General features: G+C 63.7%; 15 protein-coding genes and 3 pseudogenes. 12 read left to right on the forward strand and 6 right to left on the reverse strand.

All coding sequences use genetic code 11. The features are described 5' to 3' along the window. The first annotated feature begins 282 nt into the window (after positions 1–282). Genes PO883_RS21565 through PO883_RS21590 form a run of 6 tightly spaced genes read left to right on the forward strand, consistent with a single transcriptional unit; the run spans position 283 to position 9,466 of the window. A complete protein-coding gene (locus PO883_RS21565; protein ID WP_289311568.1) occupies positions 283–1,491 on the forward strand; it encodes an isochorismate synthase in 1,209 nt (402 codons plus the stop codon). Next, positions 1,488–3,119, forward strand: a complete 1,632-nt coding sequence (locus tag PO883_RS21570) for a (2,3-dihydroxybenzoyl)adenylate synthase (protein ID WP_289311569.1) — start codon at positions 1,488–1,490, stop codon at positions 3,117–3,119. The genes PO883_RS21565 and PO883_RS21570 overlap by 4 nt, the downstream gene beginning before the upstream one ends. After that, complete coding sequence (locus PO883_RS21575; protein WP_289311570.1) at positions 3,116–3,991, forward strand: isochorismatase; 876 nt, start codon at positions 3,116–3,118, stop codon at positions 3,989–3,991. The genes PO883_RS21570 and PO883_RS21575 overlap by 4 nt, the downstream gene beginning before the upstream one ends. Next, positions 3,988–7,848 (forward strand): amino acid adenylation domain-containing protein, encoded by a 3,861-nt coding sequence (locus PO883_RS21580; RefSeq protein ID WP_289311571.1) that lies wholly within the window; start codon positions 3,988–3,990, stop codon positions 7,846–7,848. The genes PO883_RS21575 and PO883_RS21580 overlap by 4 nt, the downstream gene beginning before the upstream one ends. Continuing rightward, positions 7,845–8,675 (forward strand): siderophore-interacting protein, encoded by an 831-nt coding sequence (locus PO883_RS21585; protein ID WP_289311572.1) that lies wholly within the window; start codon positions 7,845–7,847, stop codon positions 8,673–8,675. Before PO883_RS21580 ends, PO883_RS21585 begins: the two co-directional genes overlap by 4 nt. Then, positions 8,672–9,466 (forward strand): 2,3-dihydro-2,3-dihydroxybenzoate dehydrogenase, encoded by a 795-nt coding sequence (locus PO883_RS21590; protein WP_289311573.1) that lies wholly within the window; start codon positions 8,672–8,674, stop codon positions 9,464–9,466. Before PO883_RS21585 ends, PO883_RS21590 begins: the two co-directional genes overlap by 4 nt. Before the next feature lie 245 nt (positions 9,467–9,711). On the opposite strand, the gene PO883_RS21595 is transcribed toward PO883_RS21590, so the two are convergent. After that, positions 9,712–10,212 carry a hypothetical protein gene (locus tag PO883_RS21595; protein WP_289311574.1) on the reverse strand — a complete coding sequence of 167 codons (501 nt, stop codon included), beginning with the start codon at positions 10,210–10,212 and terminating at the stop codon, positions 9,712–9,714. Between the two features lie 380 nt (positions 10,213–10,592). Between PO883_RS21595 and PO883_RS21600 the strand changes: the two genes are divergently transcribed. From PO883_RS21600 to PO883_RS21610, 3 genes are all read left to right on the forward strand, one after another. Continuing rightward, entirely contained in the window at positions 10,593–12,182 is a 1,590-nt protein-coding gene (locus PO883_RS21600) for a hypothetical protein (RefSeq protein ID WP_289311575.1), read from the forward strand. 30 nt (positions 12,183–12,212) lie between these two features. Continuing rightward, positions 12,213–12,689 (forward strand): hypothetical protein, encoded by a 477-nt coding sequence (locus PO883_RS21605; RefSeq protein ID WP_289311576.1) that lies wholly within the window; start codon positions 12,213–12,215, stop codon positions 12,687–12,689. A gap of 101 nt (positions 12,690–12,790) precedes the next feature. After that, positions 12,791–13,336, forward strand: coding sequence for a PEP-CTERM sorting domain-containing protein (locus PO883_RS21610; RefSeq protein ID WP_289311577.1), 546 nt, complete (start codon positions 12,791–12,793; stop codon positions 13,334–13,336). Positions 13,337–13,543: 207 nt separating this feature from the next. Here the strand turns inward: PO883_RS21610 and PO883_RS21615 are convergent. The 3 genes and pseudogenes from PO883_RS21615 to PO883_RS21625 all read right to left on the reverse strand — a co-directional run. Further along, a pseudogene (locus tag PO883_RS21615) lies at positions 13,544–13,987 on the reverse strand (transposase); the annotation flags it as partial. Between the two features lie 385 nt (positions 13,988–14,372). Further along, positions 14,373–15,485, reverse strand: a complete 1,113-nt coding sequence (locus tag PO883_RS21620; RefSeq protein ID WP_289311578.1) for a hypothetical protein — start codon at positions 15,483–15,485, stop codon at positions 14,373–14,375. A gap of 210 nt (positions 15,486–15,695) precedes the next feature. Then, positions 15,696–15,953, reverse strand: a pseudogene (locus PO883_RS21625) (IS21 family transposase); the annotation flags it as partial. Between PO883_RS21625 and PO883_RS21630 the strand changes: the two are divergent. Further along, a pseudogene (locus tag PO883_RS21630) lies at positions 15,949–16,068 on the forward strand (ATP-binding protein); the annotation flags it as partial. The pseudogenes PO883_RS21625 and PO883_RS21630 overlap by 5 nt on opposite strands. A gap of 472 nt (positions 16,069–16,540) precedes the next feature. Here PO883_RS21630 and PO883_RS21635 read toward each other — a convergent pair. Further along, entirely contained in the window at positions 16,541–17,134 is a 594-nt protein-coding gene (locus tag PO883_RS21635; protein ID WP_289311579.1) for a hypothetical protein, read from the reverse strand. Positions 17,135–17,174: 40 nt separating this feature from the next. Then, a complete protein-coding gene (locus tag PO883_RS21640; RefSeq protein WP_289311580.1) occupies positions 17,175–17,813 on the reverse strand; it encodes an SAM-dependent methyltransferase in 639 nt (212 codons plus the stop codon). A gap of 124 nt (positions 17,814–17,937) precedes the next feature. Between PO883_RS21640 and PO883_RS21645 the strand changes: the two genes are divergently transcribed. Next, positions 17,938–18,531 carry a TetR/AcrR family transcriptional regulator gene (locus PO883_RS21645; RefSeq protein ID WP_289311581.1) on the forward strand — a complete coding sequence of 198 codons (594 nt, stop codon included), beginning with the start codon at positions 17,938–17,940 and terminating at the stop codon, positions 18,529–18,531. Continuing rightward, positions 18,524–19,414, forward strand: coding sequence for an alpha/beta fold hydrolase (locus tag PO883_RS21650; RefSeq protein WP_289311582.1), 891 nt, complete (start codon positions 18,524–18,526; stop codon positions 19,412–19,414). The genes PO883_RS21645 and PO883_RS21650 overlap by 8 nt, the downstream gene beginning before the upstream one ends. The last annotated feature ends 65 nt before the right edge of the window (positions 19,415–19,479 follow it).

The raw sequence follows: 19,479 nt of genomic DNA on the forward strand, positions 1-19,479 counted from the left end.
CGGGTAGTGGCGTGGACGGCAAGGGCCGCCGCGGCATGCGGTGGCAAGCCCGGTTGGCGGGCGGCGAGGTGCGGTACGAGCATGATAGGTCTTTTCAGGTGTGATGAACATTCGTCATCGTTGACAGGCGTGAAACTTGAGCATACCATAACAGCCAAATGCGAATCAATCTCATTTGCATTAATATTTACATTGTAAATGATTCTCATTTTGATCTATAGTTCGGCCCCGCCTACCCGGCGAATCGCTCCGACTGCCCTCCTAACGCAAGGAATATTCACTATGAATGACAGACTGCACGGCCACTACCTGAGCCGTTCCAGCGCGGCCGACCTGTGCGCGCACTACGAAGCTGGCGCCACCCTGTTTTCGTCGCCCGGCCACACGCTGCTGGCCAGCGGCAAGCGCAGCATCCTGGCGCCGCAGTCCGGGTCCGCACTGGCCGGTGCCGCCAGCGCCCTGCTGCGCTGCGCGCGCCGTGACGGCAGCGCGCTGCCGGTGATGATCGGCGCCGTGCCCTTCCTGGCCGACGCACCGGCGCACCTGTTCATTCCCGAGCACGTGATGATGGCGACCGGCCCGGCCAACCTGCCCGCCGCAACCCCGCAAGCGCCGCCGGTGCGCGCCCGCTTCCCGCGCACCATCGCGTCGATCCCCAACCAGGACCAGTACCAGCGCGCCGTGGCCCGGGCGGTCGAACGCATCCGCGCCGGCCAGCTTGAAAAAGTGGTGCTGTCGCGCTCACTGACGCTGGAAACCGAGATCGACCTGGCCGGCCTGCTGGCGCGCCTTGGCGCGCGCAACGCGCACGGCTACACCTTCGCCATCGACCTGGCGCCGGACAGCGACGGGCGCCGCACCCTGATCGGCGCCAGTCCCGAACTGCTGCTCTCGCGCCATGGCACCCACGTGCGCTGCCATCCACTGGCCGGCTCGATCCCGCGCAGCGCCGACCCGCACGAAGACCAGCGCCGCGCGCAAGGCCTGCTGGAGTCGCAGAAGGACCTGCACGAACACGCGCTGGTGGCCGACATGGTGGCCGACTCGCTGCGTCCTTACTGCCACGCGGTGAGCGTGCCGGCCGTGCCATCGCTGATCGCCACGCCCACCATGTGGCACCTGGGCAGCGAAGTGACGGCGCAACTGAACGAGCGCGATATGAGTTCGCTCGCGCTGGCGATGGCGCTGCATCCAACGCCAGCCGTCTGCGGCCACCCCGCCGCACTGGCGCGCAGCTTCATCAACGAGGCCGAAGGTTTCGACCGTGGTTTCTTCGCCGGCCTGGTGGGCTGGATGGACGCCAACGGCGACGGCGAATGGGCCGTGACCCTGCGCTGCGCCGACGTCGGCGCCCACAGCGCCACCCTGTACGCCGGCGCCGGCATCGTCGCCGGATCGGACCCCGAACTCGAATTCCTCGAAACGTCCGGCAAGCTGCGCACCATGCTGCGCGCGATGGGCCTCGAAGCGGTGCTGGAGGAAGCGGCATGACCAGTGACTATCTGCCCGGTTTCACCCCGTATCCCGACGACTTTGCGGCGCGCTATCGCGAAGCCGGCTACTGGACCGGTGAAACCTTCGGTTCTCTCCTGCGCGAGCGCGCAACGCAACATCCCGACAGCACCGCCCTGGTCTGCGGCGCACGCCGCTGGAGCTACGCCGAACTTGACCTGCGCGCCGACCGCTTCGCCGCTGGCCTGATCCGCCTCGGCATCGCCCCGCGCGACCGCGTGGTCGTGCAACTGCCCAACGTGGCCGAATTCTTTGTCGCCTGCTTCGCCCTGTTCCGCATCGGCGCGCTGCCCGTGTTTGCACTGCCGGCGCACCGCCGCCACGAAATCGGCCACCTGTGCGCGTTTACCGATGCTGCCGCCTACCTCATCGCCGACAGCGACGCCGGCTTCGACTACCGCACCCTGGCGCGCGAAGTTGCTGCCGTCCCGCGTGTCATCGTGCTCGGAGACGCCGCCGAATTCATTTCCTTCGATTCGCTGTATGACGCCCCGATGCCGCTGGCCGGCCCGCAGCCGGGCGACGTGGCCTTCCTGCAGCTCTCCGGTGGCACCACCGGCCTGCCCAAGCTGATTCCGCGCACCCACGACGACTATTTATATAGCGTGCGCGCCAGCGCCGACATCTGCGAACTTGACCGCGACAGCGTGTATTTATGCGCCCTGCCGGTCGCGCACAATTTTCCAATGAGTTCCCCGGGCAGCTTCGGCGTGTTCCATGCGGGCGGCTGCGTGGTGCTGGCGCGCCGCCCCACGCCCGACGACGCCTTCCCGCTGATCGACGCCGAAGGCGTGACCATCACCGCGCTGGTGCCGCCGCTGGCCATGGTCTGGCTCGACGCCGCCGGCGCCACCCGCCACAAGCTCGGTAGCCTGAAGCTGCTGCAAGTTGGCGGCGCGCGCCTCTCCGCCGAAGCGGCCTGCCGCGTCAGGCCGGTGCTCGGCTGCGCCCTGCAACAGGTATTCGGCATGGCCGAAGGCCTGGTCAACTACACCCGTCCGGACGACTCGCCCGAACTGACCGCCAACACGCAGGGCCGCCCGATCTCGCCAGCCGACGAAGTGCGCATCGTCGACGATGAAGACCGCGACCTGCCGGACGGCGCGATCGGCCACCTGCTCACGCGCGGCCCGTACACCATCCGCGGCTACTACAACGCCGAAGAACACAACGCGCGCGCCTTCACCAGCGACGGTTTCTACCGCACCGGCGACCTGGTGATGCGCCTGCCGTCCGGCCATCTGGTGGTCGAAGGCCGCGCCAAGGACCAGATCAACCGTGGCGGCGACAAGGTTGCGGCCGAAGAAGTCGAAAACCACCTGCTGGCCCACCCCGCCGTGCACGACGCCGCGCTGGTGTCGATGCCGGACGCCTACCTGGGCGAGCGCAGTTGCGCCTTCATCGTCACGCGCGGCGCGCCGGTGCGGGCGATTGAACTGACGCGCTTCCTGCGCGAACGCGGCGTGGCCCAGTACAAGATCCCCGACCGCATCGAATTCGTCGAGCGCTTCCCAACCACCGGCGTCGGCAAAGTTAACAAACGCCAGCTGCGCGAACAAATCGCCCAGCTGATCGGCACTCAATCACAAGATCGGCAAGTACCATGACCATTCCAAAAATCGCTTCCTACCCCATGCCCACGGCCATGCCGGACAACCGCGTCAGCTGGATGCCTGAACCGAAGCGCGCCGTGCTGCTGATTCACGACATGCAGGAATACTTCCTCGACTTTTACGATAACGCCGCCGCGCCGATTCCGGAGCTGATCGCCCACATCAAGCAGCTGCGCGATGCAGCCGATGCCGCCGGCGTACCGGTGGTCTACACCGCGCAACCGGCCGAACAATCGGCCCAGGACCGTGGCCTGCTGACCGACTGGTGGGGCCCTGGCCTGACCGCGAAGCCCGAGCGCGCCCCGGTGGTGGCAAGCCTGGCGCCGCGCGCGCAGGACGTGGTCCTGACCAAATGGCGCTACAGCGCATTCGTGCGCAGCGACCTGCTGGCGCGCATGCGCGAACAGGGCCGCGACCAGCTGATCGTGTGCGGCGTGTATGCCCACATCGGCTGCCTGATGACCGCCGCCGACGCCTTCATGAGCGACATCCAGCCCTTCCTGGTGGGCGACGCACTGGCCGACTTCTCGGCCGAACAGCACCAGATGGGCCTCGACTACGTGTCGCAGCGTTGCGGCGTGGTCGCCAGCACGGCCACCGTGAGCGGCGCGCTCAAGCCGGCAATCGCCTGGCACGCCACGCGCAGCGCCCTGCAAGCGGAAGTGGCCGAACTGCTGGCGGTACCCGCATCGGACCTGCTCCCGGACGACAACCTGCTCTTCGCCGGCCTCGATTCGATCCGTCTTATGAGCCTGATCGAACGCTGGCGCCGCGCCGGCATCGAAACCACGTTCGTCGAACTGGCCGAACGCCCGACCCTGGCCGACTGGTGGGAACTGCTCGACGCGCGCCGGGTGAACAAGTGAGCGGCGCACGGCTGGCGCTCACTAGCGCCCAATACGGCATCTGGCTCGGGCAGCAGCTCGACGCCGCCAGCCCCGCCTACTGGACGGCGGAAGCGGTTGAACTGAGCGGCGCGCTGGACACCGTCCACTTCGAGGCCGCGCTGCGCCAGGCCGTGCGTGAATGCGACTGCCTGCACATGCGCTTTGCCAGCGACGGCGACGCGCTCTGGCAAACGCCCGATCCGCAAGAGGACTGGCCGTTCGCGCGCCACGACATGAGCGACGCCGAGGCCCGGCTGTGGATGCAGGCCGACTTGCAGCAGAGCGCCGACCTGGCGCGCGGCCCGCTGTTCGCCAGCGCGCTGCTGCAACTGGCGCCAGGCAAGGCGTTGTGGTACCTGCGCGCCCACCACATCGCCCTCGACGGCTTTGCCTATGCCATGCTGGCGCAGCGCGTGGCGGCCCTGTATTCGGCCCGCTGCGCCAATACCGATGCCCCGCCCGCGCGTGCCGGCAAGCTCGATCCGGTGGTGGCCGAAGATGCCGCCTACGTCGCCTCGCCCGCCTACGCACGCGACCGCGACTTCTGGATGGCGCGCATGGCCGATGCCGGCGCGCCGGCGATGCTGGCCCCACCGGCCACCGTCGCGCGCGGCGTGCGCCGTGTGCGCGGCGGCATCGCCACCAGCATCATCGAACGCTGCCAGGAAGTGGCCAGCGCCGCCGGCGTGGACTGGGCCGCCGTGCTGATCGCCGCCACCGGCGCCTGGCTGCGCCGCTACGCCAGCGCCGGCGACCTGACACTGGGCCTGCCGGTCATGGGCCGCCTTGGCTCGGTGGCGCTGACGATTCCCTGCATGGCGATGAACATCGTCCCGCTGCGCCTCACGCCGACACCGTCGCAATCGCTGGCAGATCTCGCGCGCGCGGTCGCCGCCGAGATGAAGGCGATCCGCCCGCACCAGCGCTACCGCTACGAACACCTGAAACACGACCTGGGCATGAGCGGCGGCACGCGCCGCCTGTTCGGCGCGGTCGTCAACCTGATGCCGTTCGACCGCCCGCCGGTATTCGGCCCGCTGCATGCGGTATCGCACCCGGTGTCGGCCGGTCCGGTCGAAGACCTGTCGATCACCATCGCCCCCGGCACGAACAGCCGCATCGACATCGAAGCCAATCCGGACGCCTACGACGAAGCCACCTTGCATGCGCTGCACCAGTCGCTGTTGACATCGCTGACAGCCCTGCTTGAACAGCCCGACGCGCTGCTTTCCGACATCCTCGGACAAGCGCCGCACGCCACGCCAGCCCTGCTGTCGGGCGGCGCACTGCCCACCGCGCCCACATCGGTGCTCGCCACCCTGCTCACGCACGACGCGCACAAGACCGCGCTGATACACGGCGACGTCGAACTCAGTTATGCGGAACTGGTAACAGCCGTCCAGAACATGGCCGGCCGCCTGCGCGACGCCGGCGTTACCGAAGAAAGCCGGGTCGTGCTGCTGCTGCCGCGCGGCGTCGATGCCGTCGTCGCCATGCTGGCCATCATGTGGGCCGGCGGCGGCTACGTGCCGCTCGACCCGGACGGCCCTGCCCTGCGCGTGGCCGCCGTGCTGGAAGACGTGAAGCCGACGCTGGTGGTCAGCCTGCGCAAATACGCCCTGCTGTTGCCAACGTCAATGCCGCTGCTGTGCATCGACGAAGCCATGCCGTGTACACCGATGGCGGCTCCGCTGGCAGTCGCCGACAGCGCACTGGCGTACATCATCTACACCTCCGGTTCCACCGGCCGGCCAAACGGCGTGATGATCGAGCGCGCCGCGCTAGCCCACTTCGGCGCTGGCGCCAGCGCGCGCTACCAGGTCACGGCTGCCGACCGCGTGCTGCAGTTCGCCCCGCTGCATTTCGACGCCAGCGTCGAAGAGATTTTCCTCACCCTGGGCGCCGGCGCGACCCTGATCCTGCGCGACGATGCCATGCTCGAATCGCTGGAGCGCTTCATCGACGCCTGCGCGCGCCTGCGCATCAGCGTGCTCGATCTCCCGACTGCCTTCTGGCACGAACTCGCCTTCCACGTCGGCCAGCACGGCGCCCCGCTGCCCGACTGCCTGCGCCTGGTCATCATCGGCGGCGAGGCCGCGCTGGCCGAACGCGTGGCGCGCTGGCGCACGGCCGCGCCAAGCCATCTGGTGCTGCTCAATACCTATGGCCCGACCGAAGCCACCGTCATCTGCACCACCGCGCAACTGGCCGGCCCGGACGCCATCGCCTGGAGCGGAGATGCCGTGCCGATCGGCCGGCCATTGCCTGGCGTCGATATCGCCGTCTGCGCACCGCACGTGGTCGGTATCGGCGAAGAAGGAGAACTGTGCCTGATCGGCGCCGGTCTCGCGCGCGGCTACTTCGACCGCCAGGCCTTGAGCGCGCAGCGCTTTGTCACCCTGCCCGATGGCCGCCGCGCCTACCGCACCGGCGACCGGGTGGTGCTCGGCGAAGACGGCGAATTGCGCTATCTGGGCCGGCTCGACGATGAAGTCAAGATCAGCGGCCACCGGATCGACCCGACCGAGATCGAAGCGGCCCTGCTTCAGTATCCCGGCGTGCGTGAAGCGGCGGTCGTGTGCCAGCAGCAGGCCGACGGCGGCAAGCACCTGCGCGCTTTCGTGGCCACCGCCGGCACACTCAACGCACCGGCCCTGCGCGCCTTCCTGGCAGAGCGCTTGCCGGCAGCGGCGGTGCCAGCCAATTACGCCAGCCTGGCGCGCCTGCCGCGCAACGCCAACGGCAAGATCGACCGCTCCGCACTGCGCGCGCGTGAGCTGGACGCCGCGCCGACCGCGCTTGGCGCCACCCCGCTCGAACAGTCGGTGATGTCGGTCTGGCGCGAGGTGCTCGGCGTGGAAGCATTGACGCCAATGGACGATTTCTTTGCCCTCGGCGGCAAATCGCTGCAAGCGATCCAGGTCGCCAACCGCCTCGGCGCGGCGCTCAAGCGCGAAGTCGCGGTATCTGCCCTGTTCCGCCACCGCACCGTGGCCGCGCTGGCGCATTCGCTCGGCACCGTCGGCCACGCACCACCGGCCGCCGCCGCAGGGGGCGAGTTCGCACCGCTGCTGACCATCCAGCGCGGCAGCGGCCCGGCCCTGTTCTGCGTGCATCCGGCCGAAGGCCTGTCGTGGTGCTATCTGGGCCTGGCCGCCTACCTGCCGCACACACCCATCTACGGCTTGCAGGCGCGCGGCATGAGCGGCACGCCGCCGGCCGATATCGACATGCAGCTCGACGACTACCTTGCCCTCGTGCGCGGTGCCCAGCCGCACGGGCCGTACCGCCTGATCGGCTGGTCCTCCGGCGGCGGCCTTGCCCACGCGCTGGCCGCGCGCCTGCAAGCCGCCGGCGAAACGGTATCGCTGCTGGCGATGATGGACTCCTATCCAAGCGACATCTGGGAAGGCAAACCGGAAGCCGACGAACGCGACGCCCTGATCGCGATGCTCGACGTGATCGGCGCAACATCGGTCGACGCCGATGGCCAGCCGCTCCCGCGCGAGGCGCTGCTGGCCCAGTTCCGCCAGCCGGGCAGTTCGCTGGCCACGGCCGACGACGCCCACCTCGAACGCATCACCACCACCGCGCTGCTGTCGATGCGCCTGTACCGCCAGCTGCGCCATCCGCGCTACGAAGGCGACGTGCTGTTCTTCCACGCCAGCCGGCGCGGCCCGGACGCCCCCGACTGGAAAGGCTGGACGCCGTACGTGAACGGCCAGCTCGAACGCATCGACGTCGACTGCACCCATTCGTCCATGAGCCAGCCGGCGCCCCTCGGGCACATCGGCCGCGTGCTGGCCCAACGCATTCACCCGGAAGGCAGATCATGACCACTCCCAAACGCACACCGCCAAGGATGCTGTACGTGCGCCGCACCTTGCAACTGACTGCGCTGATGCGCCGCATTACGCTGGCCGGCGAGGCGCTGGCGGGCTTCCCGGAGAACAGCGACGGTGCCCACATCAAGCTGCTGCTGGCGCGTGACGGCCAGCGCGAGCCGGTGCTGCCGACGCTCGGTCCCGATGGCCCGGTGTGGCCGCCGGCCGACATCCGCCCCATCGCGCGCACCTACACGGTGGCACGCTACGACGCCGAAGCGGGCGAACTCGATGTGGACCTGGTACTGCACGGCGACGACGGCCCCGCATCGCGCTGGGCCGTACACGCGCAGCCGGGCGACGCCATCGGCGTGGCCGGTCCGGGCGGACCGCCGCGCTTCGTACCATCCGCCGACTACCACCTGATGATCGGCGACCCGAGCGCGCTGGCCGCGATTGCCGCCGCACTGCGCGGCGTGCCCCGCAAGGCGCGCGGTACCGTGCTGATTGAAGTTCCCGACCACTCCGAAGTCCAGGCGCTGCCCTACCCCGCCGGCTTTGCGGTGCACTGGCTGTCGCGCCGGGGCGCCCGTCCCGGCACCAGCACCTTGCTGCTCGACGCGGTCGAGGCAATGGCGTGGCCGCCGGGCCGGGTGTCGGTCACGCTGGCGGGCGAAAGCAACCAGTTGCTGGCCGTGCGCGACTTCTTGCTGTCCGCGCGCGGCGTGGCCCGTGCCGACATGTACGCGGTCCCCTACTGGAAAGACGAACACACCGAAGAGGCGTACCACGCCGAACGCCATCGCATCATGGATGAACTGGAAGAAGCCGCAACATGAATACACTCTCGCCACAACAATTTGAAGGCAAGGTCGCGCTGGTCACGGGCGGGGCGCAGGGCATCGGCGCGGCCGTGGCACGCAAGCTTGCGCGCGAGGGCGCGGCGGTAGCGGTGCTGGACGTAAAAGCCGCTGCGGTCGAGGACATGGCGGCGACGCTGCGCGCCAGCGGCACCGACGCCATCGGCATCGCGGTCGATGTCACTGACAGCGTAGCCGTGAACGAGGCGGTGGCGCGCGTGCGGCGCGAGCTCGGTGAGATCGATGTGCTGGTCAACGTGGCCGGCATCCTGCGCATGGGGTCCATCCTGGACTATAGCGATGCGGATTGGGAGCAGACGTTTGCCGTCAACGCCGGCGGTGTGTTTCGCCTGTGCCGCGCGGTGGCGGCAGGCATGGTGGAACGCAAGCGCGGCGCCATCGTGACGGTGGCGTCGAATGCGTCGACGGTGCCGCGCATGCAGATGGGGGCGTACGCGGCGTCGAAGGCGGCGTCCACGCAGTTCATGCGCTGCCTTGGACTGGAACTGGCGCCGTACGGAATTCGCTGCAATGTGGTGTCGCCGGGATCGACCGATACGGAGATGCAGCGCCAGCTATGGAATGGGACTGATGGGTCGCAGGGGGTGATCGGCGGGTCGCTGGAGACGTTCCGGCTGGGGATTCCGCTAAAACGGATCGCGACACCGGACGATATTGCTGATGCGGTGCTGTACTTGGCGTCCGACAGTGCGCTGCACATCACCATGCATGATTTGCGCATCGATGGTGGAGCGACGCTGGGCGGATAACGCGAAGGGCGTTCTTTACCTGTCGTTATCGCGACCTGACATGAACCATTTTCAGTCTTCTTTTGGCGGCTTTGAATGCGGCGCGACGGGCTCAACGCCCTCCCCGGACAACATTTCCGACAGTTCCTCTGATGAAAGCCGCTTCATTTTCTCTTCAAGCTTTCGGTCATACTTTCGGTCGTTCGGGTCGCGCTGTTTGTGTGCCTTGCGGGAATACTGCTGAACAAATCGGCCTAGTTCGCCCGCTAGTTGAGATTTTGTGCGTTTTGGAAGCATGAGTACAAGTTTAAATCAGTGTCAGTTTCCGGACAAGAACTGTCGCAAAAGCGATTGAAGAGTTGGATTGGCAGGCCCTGCGGTGGCAGATCGACACATTCCACAAGATTCTCAAATCCGGATACAAGGCCGAGGATTCGCCGCTGCAGTCCGCAGACCGACGCGCCAAGCTGATCCCGGTCTTTCGCATCATCAGCTGGCGTCAATTTTTCTCGACCATGCTCAACCGCACATACCCAGACGCCAGGCCTGGACTGGCACTGACACGCGCAGACATTGAGCTCCTTGATCACTTGGCAAGAGACAGCAAGAGATCTCGCAAGGCGTTTCCACTTTCCCGCTATCCAGAGAAAATTGCGCAGCTTGGCGGCCAGCATGTCGATCACCTCGGCCATCAGGCAATCCCTCAGTTCGGCCTTGCCGCCGGAACTGAGGCCAGGCAGCCAATGGAGGTAGTCCAGCAGGCGCATAGGCGGTATTGGTATGGCAGGTGACAGCCATTTTTCGCTGCTTGTAGTTTTTTGCCAACGAATAGCAAGAGGCGGCCTCAGCATCTGACAAGTGTCAAAAAATATTTAAATATCTGTTAACAATGAGATATTGTTAACAAGAAATCTGCAGCAGGGCGGTGTGAGCCCCGCGCTTGCTGCGGCCCGTACAGCCCTGGGCGACGAAACGTGATCCTGGCAACAGGGGTTGCCATGGTTTTTTTTGCGATTGACCAATAGGAGAGACCTTCATGCGTGTTCGGGGCACATTCGGATATGGCCTTCGCCAGCTTGAGATGAGCCGCCTGGCTCGGCTCGTTGGCGTCGGGGCACTCTGTTTGTTCGGAGTTTTAGGTTTGGCTGTGAGCGAAGCCAAAGCCGACACCAAGGGCAAGGTGTTGTACGGAAAGCTGACATATGACCGGGTACCGTCGACGCTGGAGGACGGGCTTAACTACAGCGCGCTTGTGCACAAGCCCATTCGCAACGTGCGGGTGGTGTTGGTTGAATACAGCAAAGAGGGCGGCACCAACAGGGAGCTCGCGGCCACCACCTCAGGGGAAGACGGTAGCTACAGCTTCCCGGTTCCCGATCTGGTAACGCGGGTCAGGGTCCGGGCGTTCGCCGAGACGAGCAATCCGCCATTGCGGGTTCAGGACAACACCAACGGCGCCGCCTTGTACACGCTGGAGTCTCCTGCCATTACGACCACCGCAGCGGTCACCGTCAAGGACCTGAACGCAGGCAGCGGCTGGGGAGGGTCGTCCTACACCGGCGCGCGTGCGGCTGCACCGTTTGCCAGCCTCGACACACTCTACTCGGCGGGACGCGCTTTCATGGCGGTGCGGCCCCAGGTGAATTTTCCTTTGCTGCCAATTAACTGGAGCGTCAACAATCGTCCTGAACCTGGCGATAAGGCCTTGGGCCAGATCCGCACGTCGCACTACGACAGTGGCGTGGGCGGCATCTTCATCCTCGGCAAGGCGGATGTGGATACCGACGAATACGATGCCCATGTCATGGTGCATGAATGGGGTCATTACTTTGAAGACAAGCTGGCTCGCTCGGACAGCATCGGTGGCACTCACGGCTCTGGCGACATCGTCGATCCACGGCTTGCCTTTGGCGAAGGGTTTGGAAATGCGCTGAGCGCGATGATCCTTTTTCCGGACGCGAAGTACAGGGATACCGGAGGAGTCGGCCAGGCCCGGACGACGCTGATCATCGACATGGAAACCAACGACTCCGACGATCCGAAGCCGGGTTGGTTCTCCGAAGCGTCGGTGCAATCCGTGCTGTATGACCTTTTCGACCCGGCGAATGAGTCGTTTGACAACGTGGCGCTGGGACTGGGACCCATCTACGACATCATGACGGGGGGGCAGAAGAGTAGCCCGGCTGTGACTTCCATTTTTTCGTTCACCAGCGCCTTGAAAGCAGTCCCCGGCACCGCCGCCTCCACGATGGCGGCCATCGACAGCCTGACCTCGACGTCGGGTATCGACCCGATTCAAGACGCGTTTGGGACCGGCGAGACCCACAACGGCGGCAATCCGGCCAACCTGCCGCTTTTCCGGCAGATGACGGTGGACGGCGATAGCCTGACCTTGACGTTCCTGGCCGATGTGGACAACATCAACAGGCTGGGAGCGAATCGCTACATCAGGTTCACCAGCCCGACCGCAGGTCCAATCCAGGTCATCGGGACCTCGAGCAGCGACATCGGGCTCACGCTGCTCGAAGACGGCAAGAAGATCGCCGTTGCCGACGATGTGTACACCGGAACCGAGCAGTTATCGTTCCTTGCCAATGCGAACAAGGTGTACGTCCTCACGGTCCAAGGCTTCGTTACCAAATCGAGCGGCCAATACACCGCGTCGGTTAGCATTGCAAGCGGTGAGAGCGCGGGCAAGGCCACGATTGTCAATCGAAAAACCAAAGCGGTCCGCTAAAGCGTTCTCCTCCTCCCTAAGGATGCCATCATGCAAGTGAAAATTTCAACGCTGGCGGCGGCGCTCGCCGTCGGACTGATTACCTCATTCACGGCCGCGGCCGTCCAGGCCAAGCCACAGGCGCCCGTAGAAATCGTCGGAACGGTGCAAGCGCAACAAGCCACGCTGAAGATCGCCTTCGAGTCGGCTGCGCAGCAGGTCAATGTCCGGGTCTACGGCGTGGATGGCCTGACCGTGATTGGAACCAAGTCACCCGTCATCGGCGGGACGTTCGCCGCCGGCCAGGTGATGACGCTGCTTGTCAACTACAAGCCAGGAGCGGGCACGAGCAATCTGGCGGTGCAGGTCGATGGTCAGTTTGACGGCAAACGACGTACGACGATTTCGTCGTTCACCGTGCAAAACGGCCAGGCTACCCGATCCAGCGCCGATAGCAGCACGGCGCCGACCATTTCGGTCGACGGGCGAGGCCGGCGGATTGCCATCCTGCCAGCGCAAACCAAATAGCAACGTGCCGGCAAGACCGGCGCTCTTTACGAGCGCTGCGGTCTTGCTTGAGCTTTCGCCCTCCCACCCAATGACTTAGCAACTATCAAAAAGGAATGACCATGTTTCTGAAATCGACACTGCTCGCCCTGGCCTTTTGTGCCTTTGCATCGAGCGCCCAGGCTGATTCCATCCACACCATCACCGGCGACACGACTGGTGCCGCCATCTTTAATCGACCGGTCGAGGACCTTTCCGGCTTGTCGGAAATCGGCACGGATGTCAGCTTCAACCAATTCAGCTTCACGGTGTCGGCAGCGGGCCAGTACTCGTTCTTGACGACGGCGGCTTTCGACTCGTTCGTTTTCCTTTACAGCCCGAGCTTCAATTCCAGTTCGTCGCTGACGAACGCCCTGATCGGTAACGACGATCTTCTTGGTACGACCACATCGGGCTTCGTGACCCACCTGGACGCCAACACGTCTTACGTACTGGTGATTACCGGTTTTGAAGGCTTCGAGTATGGCAAGCACAGCACGACCATTGGCGGGCCCGGCGCCGTCACCATCAGCGCCGTTCCCGAACCCGAGGCCTATGCGCTGTTGGCACTTGGCCTGGGCGTGGTGGGCTTGGCACGCCGTCGTGCGACGTCCCTGAAGACGGCCTGAACGGAACTTGCGAGCTGCGCGCGCGCAGTGACCATGACAGGGCATGCAAGTACCTGAACGCCGTGGTCGGCTTTGCATCGGCATGCATGACGAGCCAATAACAAAGCCTAAGCGAGTGCTTCACTGAAAGGGTCGGCTCGGCGCCGTCTTGCATCGGGCGTCGAGTCGCACGACGATAGCGTCACGCCGCCGGAAAGCGGCGTGTAGTTAGGCAGATGCCAGCTGCCCGGCGCAATGCCAGGGCAGGAACTCGGCAACACGGTTGGCGCGATGATCGGCGATGTGGGCCAGCACATGGCGCAACCAGGCGTCGGGGTCGACACCAGTTCAGCTTGGCCGTCCCGATCAGGGAGTGGATGGCGGCAGCACGTTCGCCGCCCGTGTCGGCGCCAGCAAACAGGTAGTTGCGGCGACCGATGGCAACGCCACGCAGAGCGCGTTCTGTTGCGGGGTGGTCGATTTCGATCTGGCCGTCATCGCAGTAGCGCGCCAGCGCGGGCCACAGATTGAGGGCGTACAGGATCGCTGCCGACGTATCGGACTTGCGCGAGAGCTTCTCAAGCATGCCTCGCAACCATCGCTCCAGGTCGTCGATTAGCGGTTTAGCCTCTCTTGGCATGCCTGTAGTCGCTCGTGCGCTGGCATGCCACGGCAGTAAGTTATCAATCTGACGCAGCTCCTATGGCCGCTGTTGGCCGACCGCTGCCGATTGTACTCTACGGCCAACCGGAGCCTGGCAGCTCGACAGCTTTCGCCCAGGAGCCGACCTCGGTGAGCGTCGACTCAGTGCTATCCACTTGAAGGAAAGTCCAGTTGAGGGAGATAGTTTGGCTCGTACCTAGTCCGAAAAAGTTCCGCTCCAATTAACCGACGAACGGGTACGTTTCTCCGGGCGAGCAGCATCCATCGAGCTTTCTGGCCGCTGCCTTGCTGCCCGCTTCCCGCAATGATCTCTACACTTTGCCAAAAAGAGGCTGATCCTCGTTGACGCATAAAATTGACCATGCGCCAGAACTCGCGGGACGCGCTCAAACAGCTAGCGTTGAGAGATAACGTACTTATCGCCCGGACTGGAATTGCGAGCATCTGGGTGAATTGCAAAAACGCATTCGACGTAGGGCTTCACTTCGGCCCATGAGGCTTTGCGAAGAAAATACTCGTTGAAAACGCGCCCGACATCCACGACATTCGGGCTCCGTGCATTCCAGCTGGTGGAAAACGCTATCCGGGAGTCGTCCTCGCCGTGTTTTTTAGAATCCTGATGGACATAGGAATGAAACTCCACGATTTGTCCCGGACTCTTGAGCGGCAATGTGGGTCCACATGTCGTCATCCCATCCGTCGATCCGCGTTCCGCGTGGCCGTCTGCAAAAGAATCTTGAAGCATGTGCAGGAAACTGCCGAATGCCAGCTTGGACATGTTTTCCGGTTTTCGCACGTAGGGATTCCCGAGCGCAAACAGATCCTGAATTGACCAGCCCTTGGTTCTGAAATCGCGGGAAATTGCCTCAATCGGCACGTCCTTCACCAGCATCGCATTCGGAAATTCCCCAGCGCCCACGCGCCAGGTAAACTCGGCCCAGCTCAGAATGCGCTGCCTGACCACGGCGGCTGTCTCGTTATCGTTTGAGGCCATCGCGTGCAAGTACTGCATGTCCCCAAAGTGAGATCGGGTCAACAAGGGCGCCGTCTCGGCGGTCAACGCTCTTCCCGCGTGTGCTTTCCTTTCCCCGTCTTTAAAGACGTTTCCCCAGCATTGAGGAAACGTGACCAACCTCACCGTCGCACCGGATTCACAGCCCCCGAAGTCGCCGTGCCCTTTTTCAAATCGAAATGGAGGGTCGTCGTTCCATCGAACACCTGCGAGCACGTAAGCGTTGTCAGGATCCAGATCCGGGTCGCCGCACATGTCGGCATCGCCATTGCAGCCGAGGATTCTGTTCGTTATCTCTTCATGTACCGGTTCACCAAGCTGATGAATGCCGCGCAGGGCCACACTCGACAGGATTTTTTCAAAGTAGCCCTGTGAGCGATTGGCGAGCTTTTGCTCGATGAATGTGCCTTCGGGGCGAAGCTTGGAGGCTTGCGCCGAACATATGCCGAGAAACATTGCCAATCCGACGATGTACTTAAAAGGCGGTCTCTTCATTTCACTCCTCACGATACGCGACGATGATGATGGATACCCGGCCTGGGGGAACGCCCCGGGCATTGGCTGCAACGACTTAGCAAACAACTTTGCAATATAGCCCCATTGTTATCAGAAATATACAAATTTGTTGCTATACCATTTTCGTCATTGAAATAATTGTGGAAGTGACAATTGGTGACAATTTCACCTATTAATAGTGATAGTTTGTCCATCGGCCTTGATCTGCTCGAACAGGGCTTTGGAGGTGCGGTGGTTCTGCTTGATGCGATGGGCATCGGCCTTGAGTGCTTGTTCCAGCGTAGCGTGGTAGGGCGTCAGCTTGTTGAGAACAATGCCGCGTACGTAGCGCGGTGGCGCCACCGCCTCGGCGGCGGGTTTCCTGAGCCATTTGCGCAGCGTGTTGCGGGACAGCCGCGTGCGTTTCGAGATTTCATGCAGCGACAGCTTGTCGCGCACGTACATCATCGCTGACCCTTGCGGAACCGGAAAGAGCCACCTCGCGCAGGCGCTGGGGCACGCAGCGGCCCGCCAGGGGCATGACGTGCTGTTCATCACGCAAACCCAACTCATGGCTACTGTTGAACGGCTGCTTGTGGCCGATCTCTGCCGTTCGCGTCAGCATAACAGGTCGCCGAACTGAAAAAGTAGCAGACTGCACATGACTGGCTGGTACCGCCCCTTTGCGGACATGAGGAGGTGGGCAGGGTAACCCTGCAGATTCACACAATAGCAGTTTTTTGTCGCTCGTCAGCTAAGGAAGTGATGATTAATCGGTTTTATATACCTTGGCCACGCGCAACCCATTGATCAATAAGGCGCGCGATTTTCGAACAACGAATAAATCAGCGGTTCCCTAAGGAGGCTCAAGTGGCCTGTAATGAAAAGCCGGTGTAATCCCCGTCCCAAAAAGGTAACGGCCTTTATATGAAAGCTCAAGTTCCGTCGCTTCAGCTAACAATTCAGCAAATGCAACAGGAAGCTCTGGATATCGAAGGATGAGTGCTTGAATCTCGAGTGGGGATGCGCCTGGTCTCTGAGAGAGAACAAGTTAATCAGGAATCACAGCGCACTCTGATTTTCCATAGCTTATCGTCTTGCAGATCGTCGGCTCGAAGTTCCTGCTGTACATCCGCGCTAAATCGGCTGAACTCAGCATAGGATGGACGCGCTCCAAAAGCCTGGATGACGCCCATTTCTTCAGCCGTAAAGGCCGCCGGCTTCGCATCGCGGATCGCTTCACCCGCCTGAAGCTGTTTTAATCCTGTTTCCATGACTTTCAAAGCATGCCGTCTATACTTTATTCCTGCAGCGCTTTGCATGAACTCGTTGATCTCTTTCAGGCGTTGAACGTCCTTGAAATTTCTTTTTGCCAGTTTTAGTGACGCATCGTCAAATACGCTTGGCTCGATCGCAGCGTTCATGCACTTCACAAATTCCGGGCGAACTTTGGAACCCATGTTCACCGCAATCTGCAACACCATTTTTTGGTTCAGCGCCTGCATCTCCGACGCGGGAAAGAGTCCGAGAAACCGCTGCGTCGCCGTGGTCAGCTCATCCGGCTCGGCACAGCTTGCAACCGTTGGTAAAACGGCGGCGCTAAACAACGCCGCGCATATGAAACGCTGCAATGCAGGAAGGCGGATCATTCTTGGTTTCCATAAGACATCAAGTTCGAGACACGACACATCAGCGAAACTTGTAGCGCTCGCCCGTCTTCAAATCCAGCGCAAACTTGACACCGTTCTCGGTGAGCGGCACTTCATCCGGCGGCTCGTCGCCAGCCAGCGCACCTTCGACGAACGGCAATCCTTCGCCCTTGCGCACCAGTTCATCAGCACGCTCGTACACATTGCGGCAGCCCGTCTCGGCGATCAAGGTTTGCACGATCGGCACCTTCCACGCGTCCACGCCGGCCGCCTGGAATTCGCAAATCAGATACCCCTCTTTGCCGCCATACTGCTCCACCAGCAAACCCGGCAAATTATCCGCCTCGGCGTTGACCAGCTTGACCACCTGATCGGGACCCGCCTTTTTCGCCGCCGCCGCGCTCTTGGCCAGCGCCGCTTTCACGCGCCGTTTGATCAGCGCGTGGTCCACCGGCTCGCCTTCGTCGAAGGTCCACACGCGCGCGCGGATCTGCGACTTGGAATTGTAGGCGGCGCGCGCCAGGAATTTGGTCGACGACGACTGCACGATGGCCGTGCCGCCCGCCTTCATTTTTTCGTTCGGCTTGCCGTCGACTTTTTCGATCGCGGACGCGTAAATCCAGGGCTCGCCGGCGAGCAGGCTCTTTTCCTTGCCCTGTTTGATGGTGATGATCAGCATGTGGTTCCAGTGAAAATGCATTGCAAGACCACATGATACCGCCTGCCGCCCCATTTAGAGCCCCTCCTCTACCTGCGCAACATTTTTCTTGCGCATAGACCGATCGGTCTATAGGATGGTTTGCATGAAAACAAGCGATGCCAAACAGCGCCTGATCGGCGCCATGATCGACGCCCTGCAGCGCCGCGGCCTGCACGGCAGCGGCCTGACCGAACTGCTGGCCGCCGCCGACGCCCCCAAGGGCGTGCTCTACCATCATTTCCCAGGAGGCAAGACCGAACTGGCGGTGGCCGCCATCGAGGTGACCATCGCGCGCCTGTGCGACAGCATGGAAGCGAGCATGGCCGCCAGCGGCGACCCGGGCGCCGCCCTGATGATCTGGATTAACGGCGCCCAGAAGCGGCTCGACGGCAGCCACTACGAACGCGGCTGCCCGCTGGCCACCATCGCCCTGGAGACGACCGCCGACGACGTCGCGATCCGCGCGGCGCTGGCCAGGGGCTTCGCCGCCGTGCGCGACCGCATCGCCACGGGCCTGGTCAACGCCGGTTACGAAGCGGCCAGCGCCCACGCCACCGCAGCCCTGCTGCTGGCCGCCTACGAAGGCGGTTTGCTGCAAGCGCGCGTGGCCGGCACGCCGGAACCGATGGCACTGGTCAGCGCCGCCCTGCTCACCTACCTGAAGCTGCAGCGCCACAAGGAACCCGATCATGAGTAATCCCGCCGATGCCCAATCCCTGACCCTCACCACCGCCGACGGCTACCCGATCGCCGCGCTCCACTACCCGGCCGCCGGACCCACGCGCGGCCACCTGGTGGTGGCCGGCGCCAACGGCGTGCCGCAGGGCTTCTACCGCCGCTTCGCGCAGTACGCCAGCAGTTGCGGCTACAACGTGATGACGCTCGATTACCGTGGCATCGGCCTGTCCAGGCCGGCCACGCTCAAGGGCTTTCGCATGGATTACCTGGACTGGGGCCGCCAGGACCTGGCCGCCGCCGTCGACGCCATGAGCAAACCCGGACTGCCTTTATATATGGTGGGCCACTCTTACGGCGGCCATGCCTTCGGCCTGCTGCCCAACCACGACAAGGTCGACGGCCTGTACACCTTCGCCACCGGCGCCGGCTGGCATGGCTGGATGCCGCCGATGGAGCGCCTGCGCGTGCTGCTGATGTGGCGCGTGCTCGGCCCCCTGATCGTGCGCGTCAAGGGGTATCTTGCGTGGAACTGGATGGGCATGGGCGAAGACCTGCCGGTCGATGTGTACCGCCAGTGGAAGCGCTGGTGCACCTTTCCGCGCTATTTTTTCCAGGACCCGGAGATGAAGCACATCGCCGCGTCGTACGAGAGCGTGCGCAGCCCGATCATGGCCTGCAACGCGCTCGATGACCTGTGGGCGCGCCCGCCCTCCCGCAACGCCTTCATGTCGGCTTACCGCAACGCCGGCTGGCAGGCGACCGACATCGACCCGCGCCAGGCCGGGCTGGGACCGATCGGCCACATGGGCTATTTCAAGGCCCACTGCAAGCCGCTGTGGGAAGGGGCGCTCGGCTGGCTGGAACAGCATGGCCGGATTCCCCCGGCCAGTCCATCGCGTTAAACCGCAGTCTGTCCGGCGCGCGCTGCAGTTTGTCGCAAACGGCGCGCTGCGCGCCGTCCGCTTGC

Origin of the sequence: Massilia sp. DJPM01 (assembly GCF_030348125.1) — a bacterium.
GTDB lineage: Bacteria > Pseudomonadota > Gammaproteobacteria > Burkholderiales > Burkholderiaceae_D > Telluria_A > Telluria_A frigida.

Bases quoted from the DNA above. Each gene is read 5' to 3' on its own strand.
- PO883_RS21565 (WP_289311568.1), top strand. From the start codon at position 283: ATGAATGACAGACTGCACGGCCACTACCTGAGCCGTTCCAGCGCGGCC.
- PO883_RS21570 (WP_289311569.1), top strand. From the start codon at position 1,488: ATGACCAGTGACTATCTGCCCGGTTTCACCCCGTATCCCGACGACTTT.
- PO883_RS21575 (WP_289311570.1), top strand. From the start codon at position 3,116: ATGACCATTCCAAAAATCGCTTCCTACCCCATGCCCACGGCCATGCCG.
- PO883_RS21585 (WP_289311572.1), top strand. From the start codon at position 7,845: ATGACCACTCCCAAACGCACACCGCCAAGGATGCTGTACGTGCGCCGC.
- PO883_RS21590 (WP_289311573.1), top strand. From the start codon at position 8,672: ATGAATACACTCTCGCCACAACAATTTGAAGGCAAGGTCGCGCTGGTC.
- PO883_RS21595 (WP_289311574.1), bottom strand. From the start codon at position 10,212: ATGCGCCTGCTGGACTACCTCCATTGGCTGCCTGGCCTCAGTTCCGGC.
- PO883_RS21605 (WP_289311576.1), top strand. From the start codon at position 12,213: ATGCAAGTGAAAATTTCAACGCTGGCGGCGGCGCTCGCCGTCGGACTG.
- PO883_RS21610 (WP_289311577.1), top strand. From the start codon at position 12,791: ATGTTTCTGAAATCGACACTGCTCGCCCTGGCCTTTTGTGCCTTTGCA.
- PO883_RS21620 (WP_289311578.1), bottom strand. From the start codon at position 15,485: ATGAAGAGACCGCCTTTTAAGTACATCGTCGGATTGGCAATGTTTCTC.
- PO883_RS21635 (WP_289311579.1), bottom strand. From the start codon at position 17,134: ATGATCCGCCTTCCTGCATTGCAGCGTTTCATATGCGCGGCGTTGTTT.
- PO883_RS21640 (WP_289311580.1), bottom strand. From the start codon at position 17,813: ATGCTGATCATCACCATCAAACAGGGCAAGGAAAAGAGCCTGCTCGCC.
- PO883_RS21645 (WP_289311581.1), top strand. From the start codon at position 17,938: ATGAAAACAAGCGATGCCAAACAGCGCCTGATCGGCGCCATGATCGAC.
- PO883_RS21650 (WP_289311582.1), top strand. From the start codon at position 18,524: ATGAGTAATCCCGCCGATGCCCAATCCCTGACCCTCACCACCGCCGAC.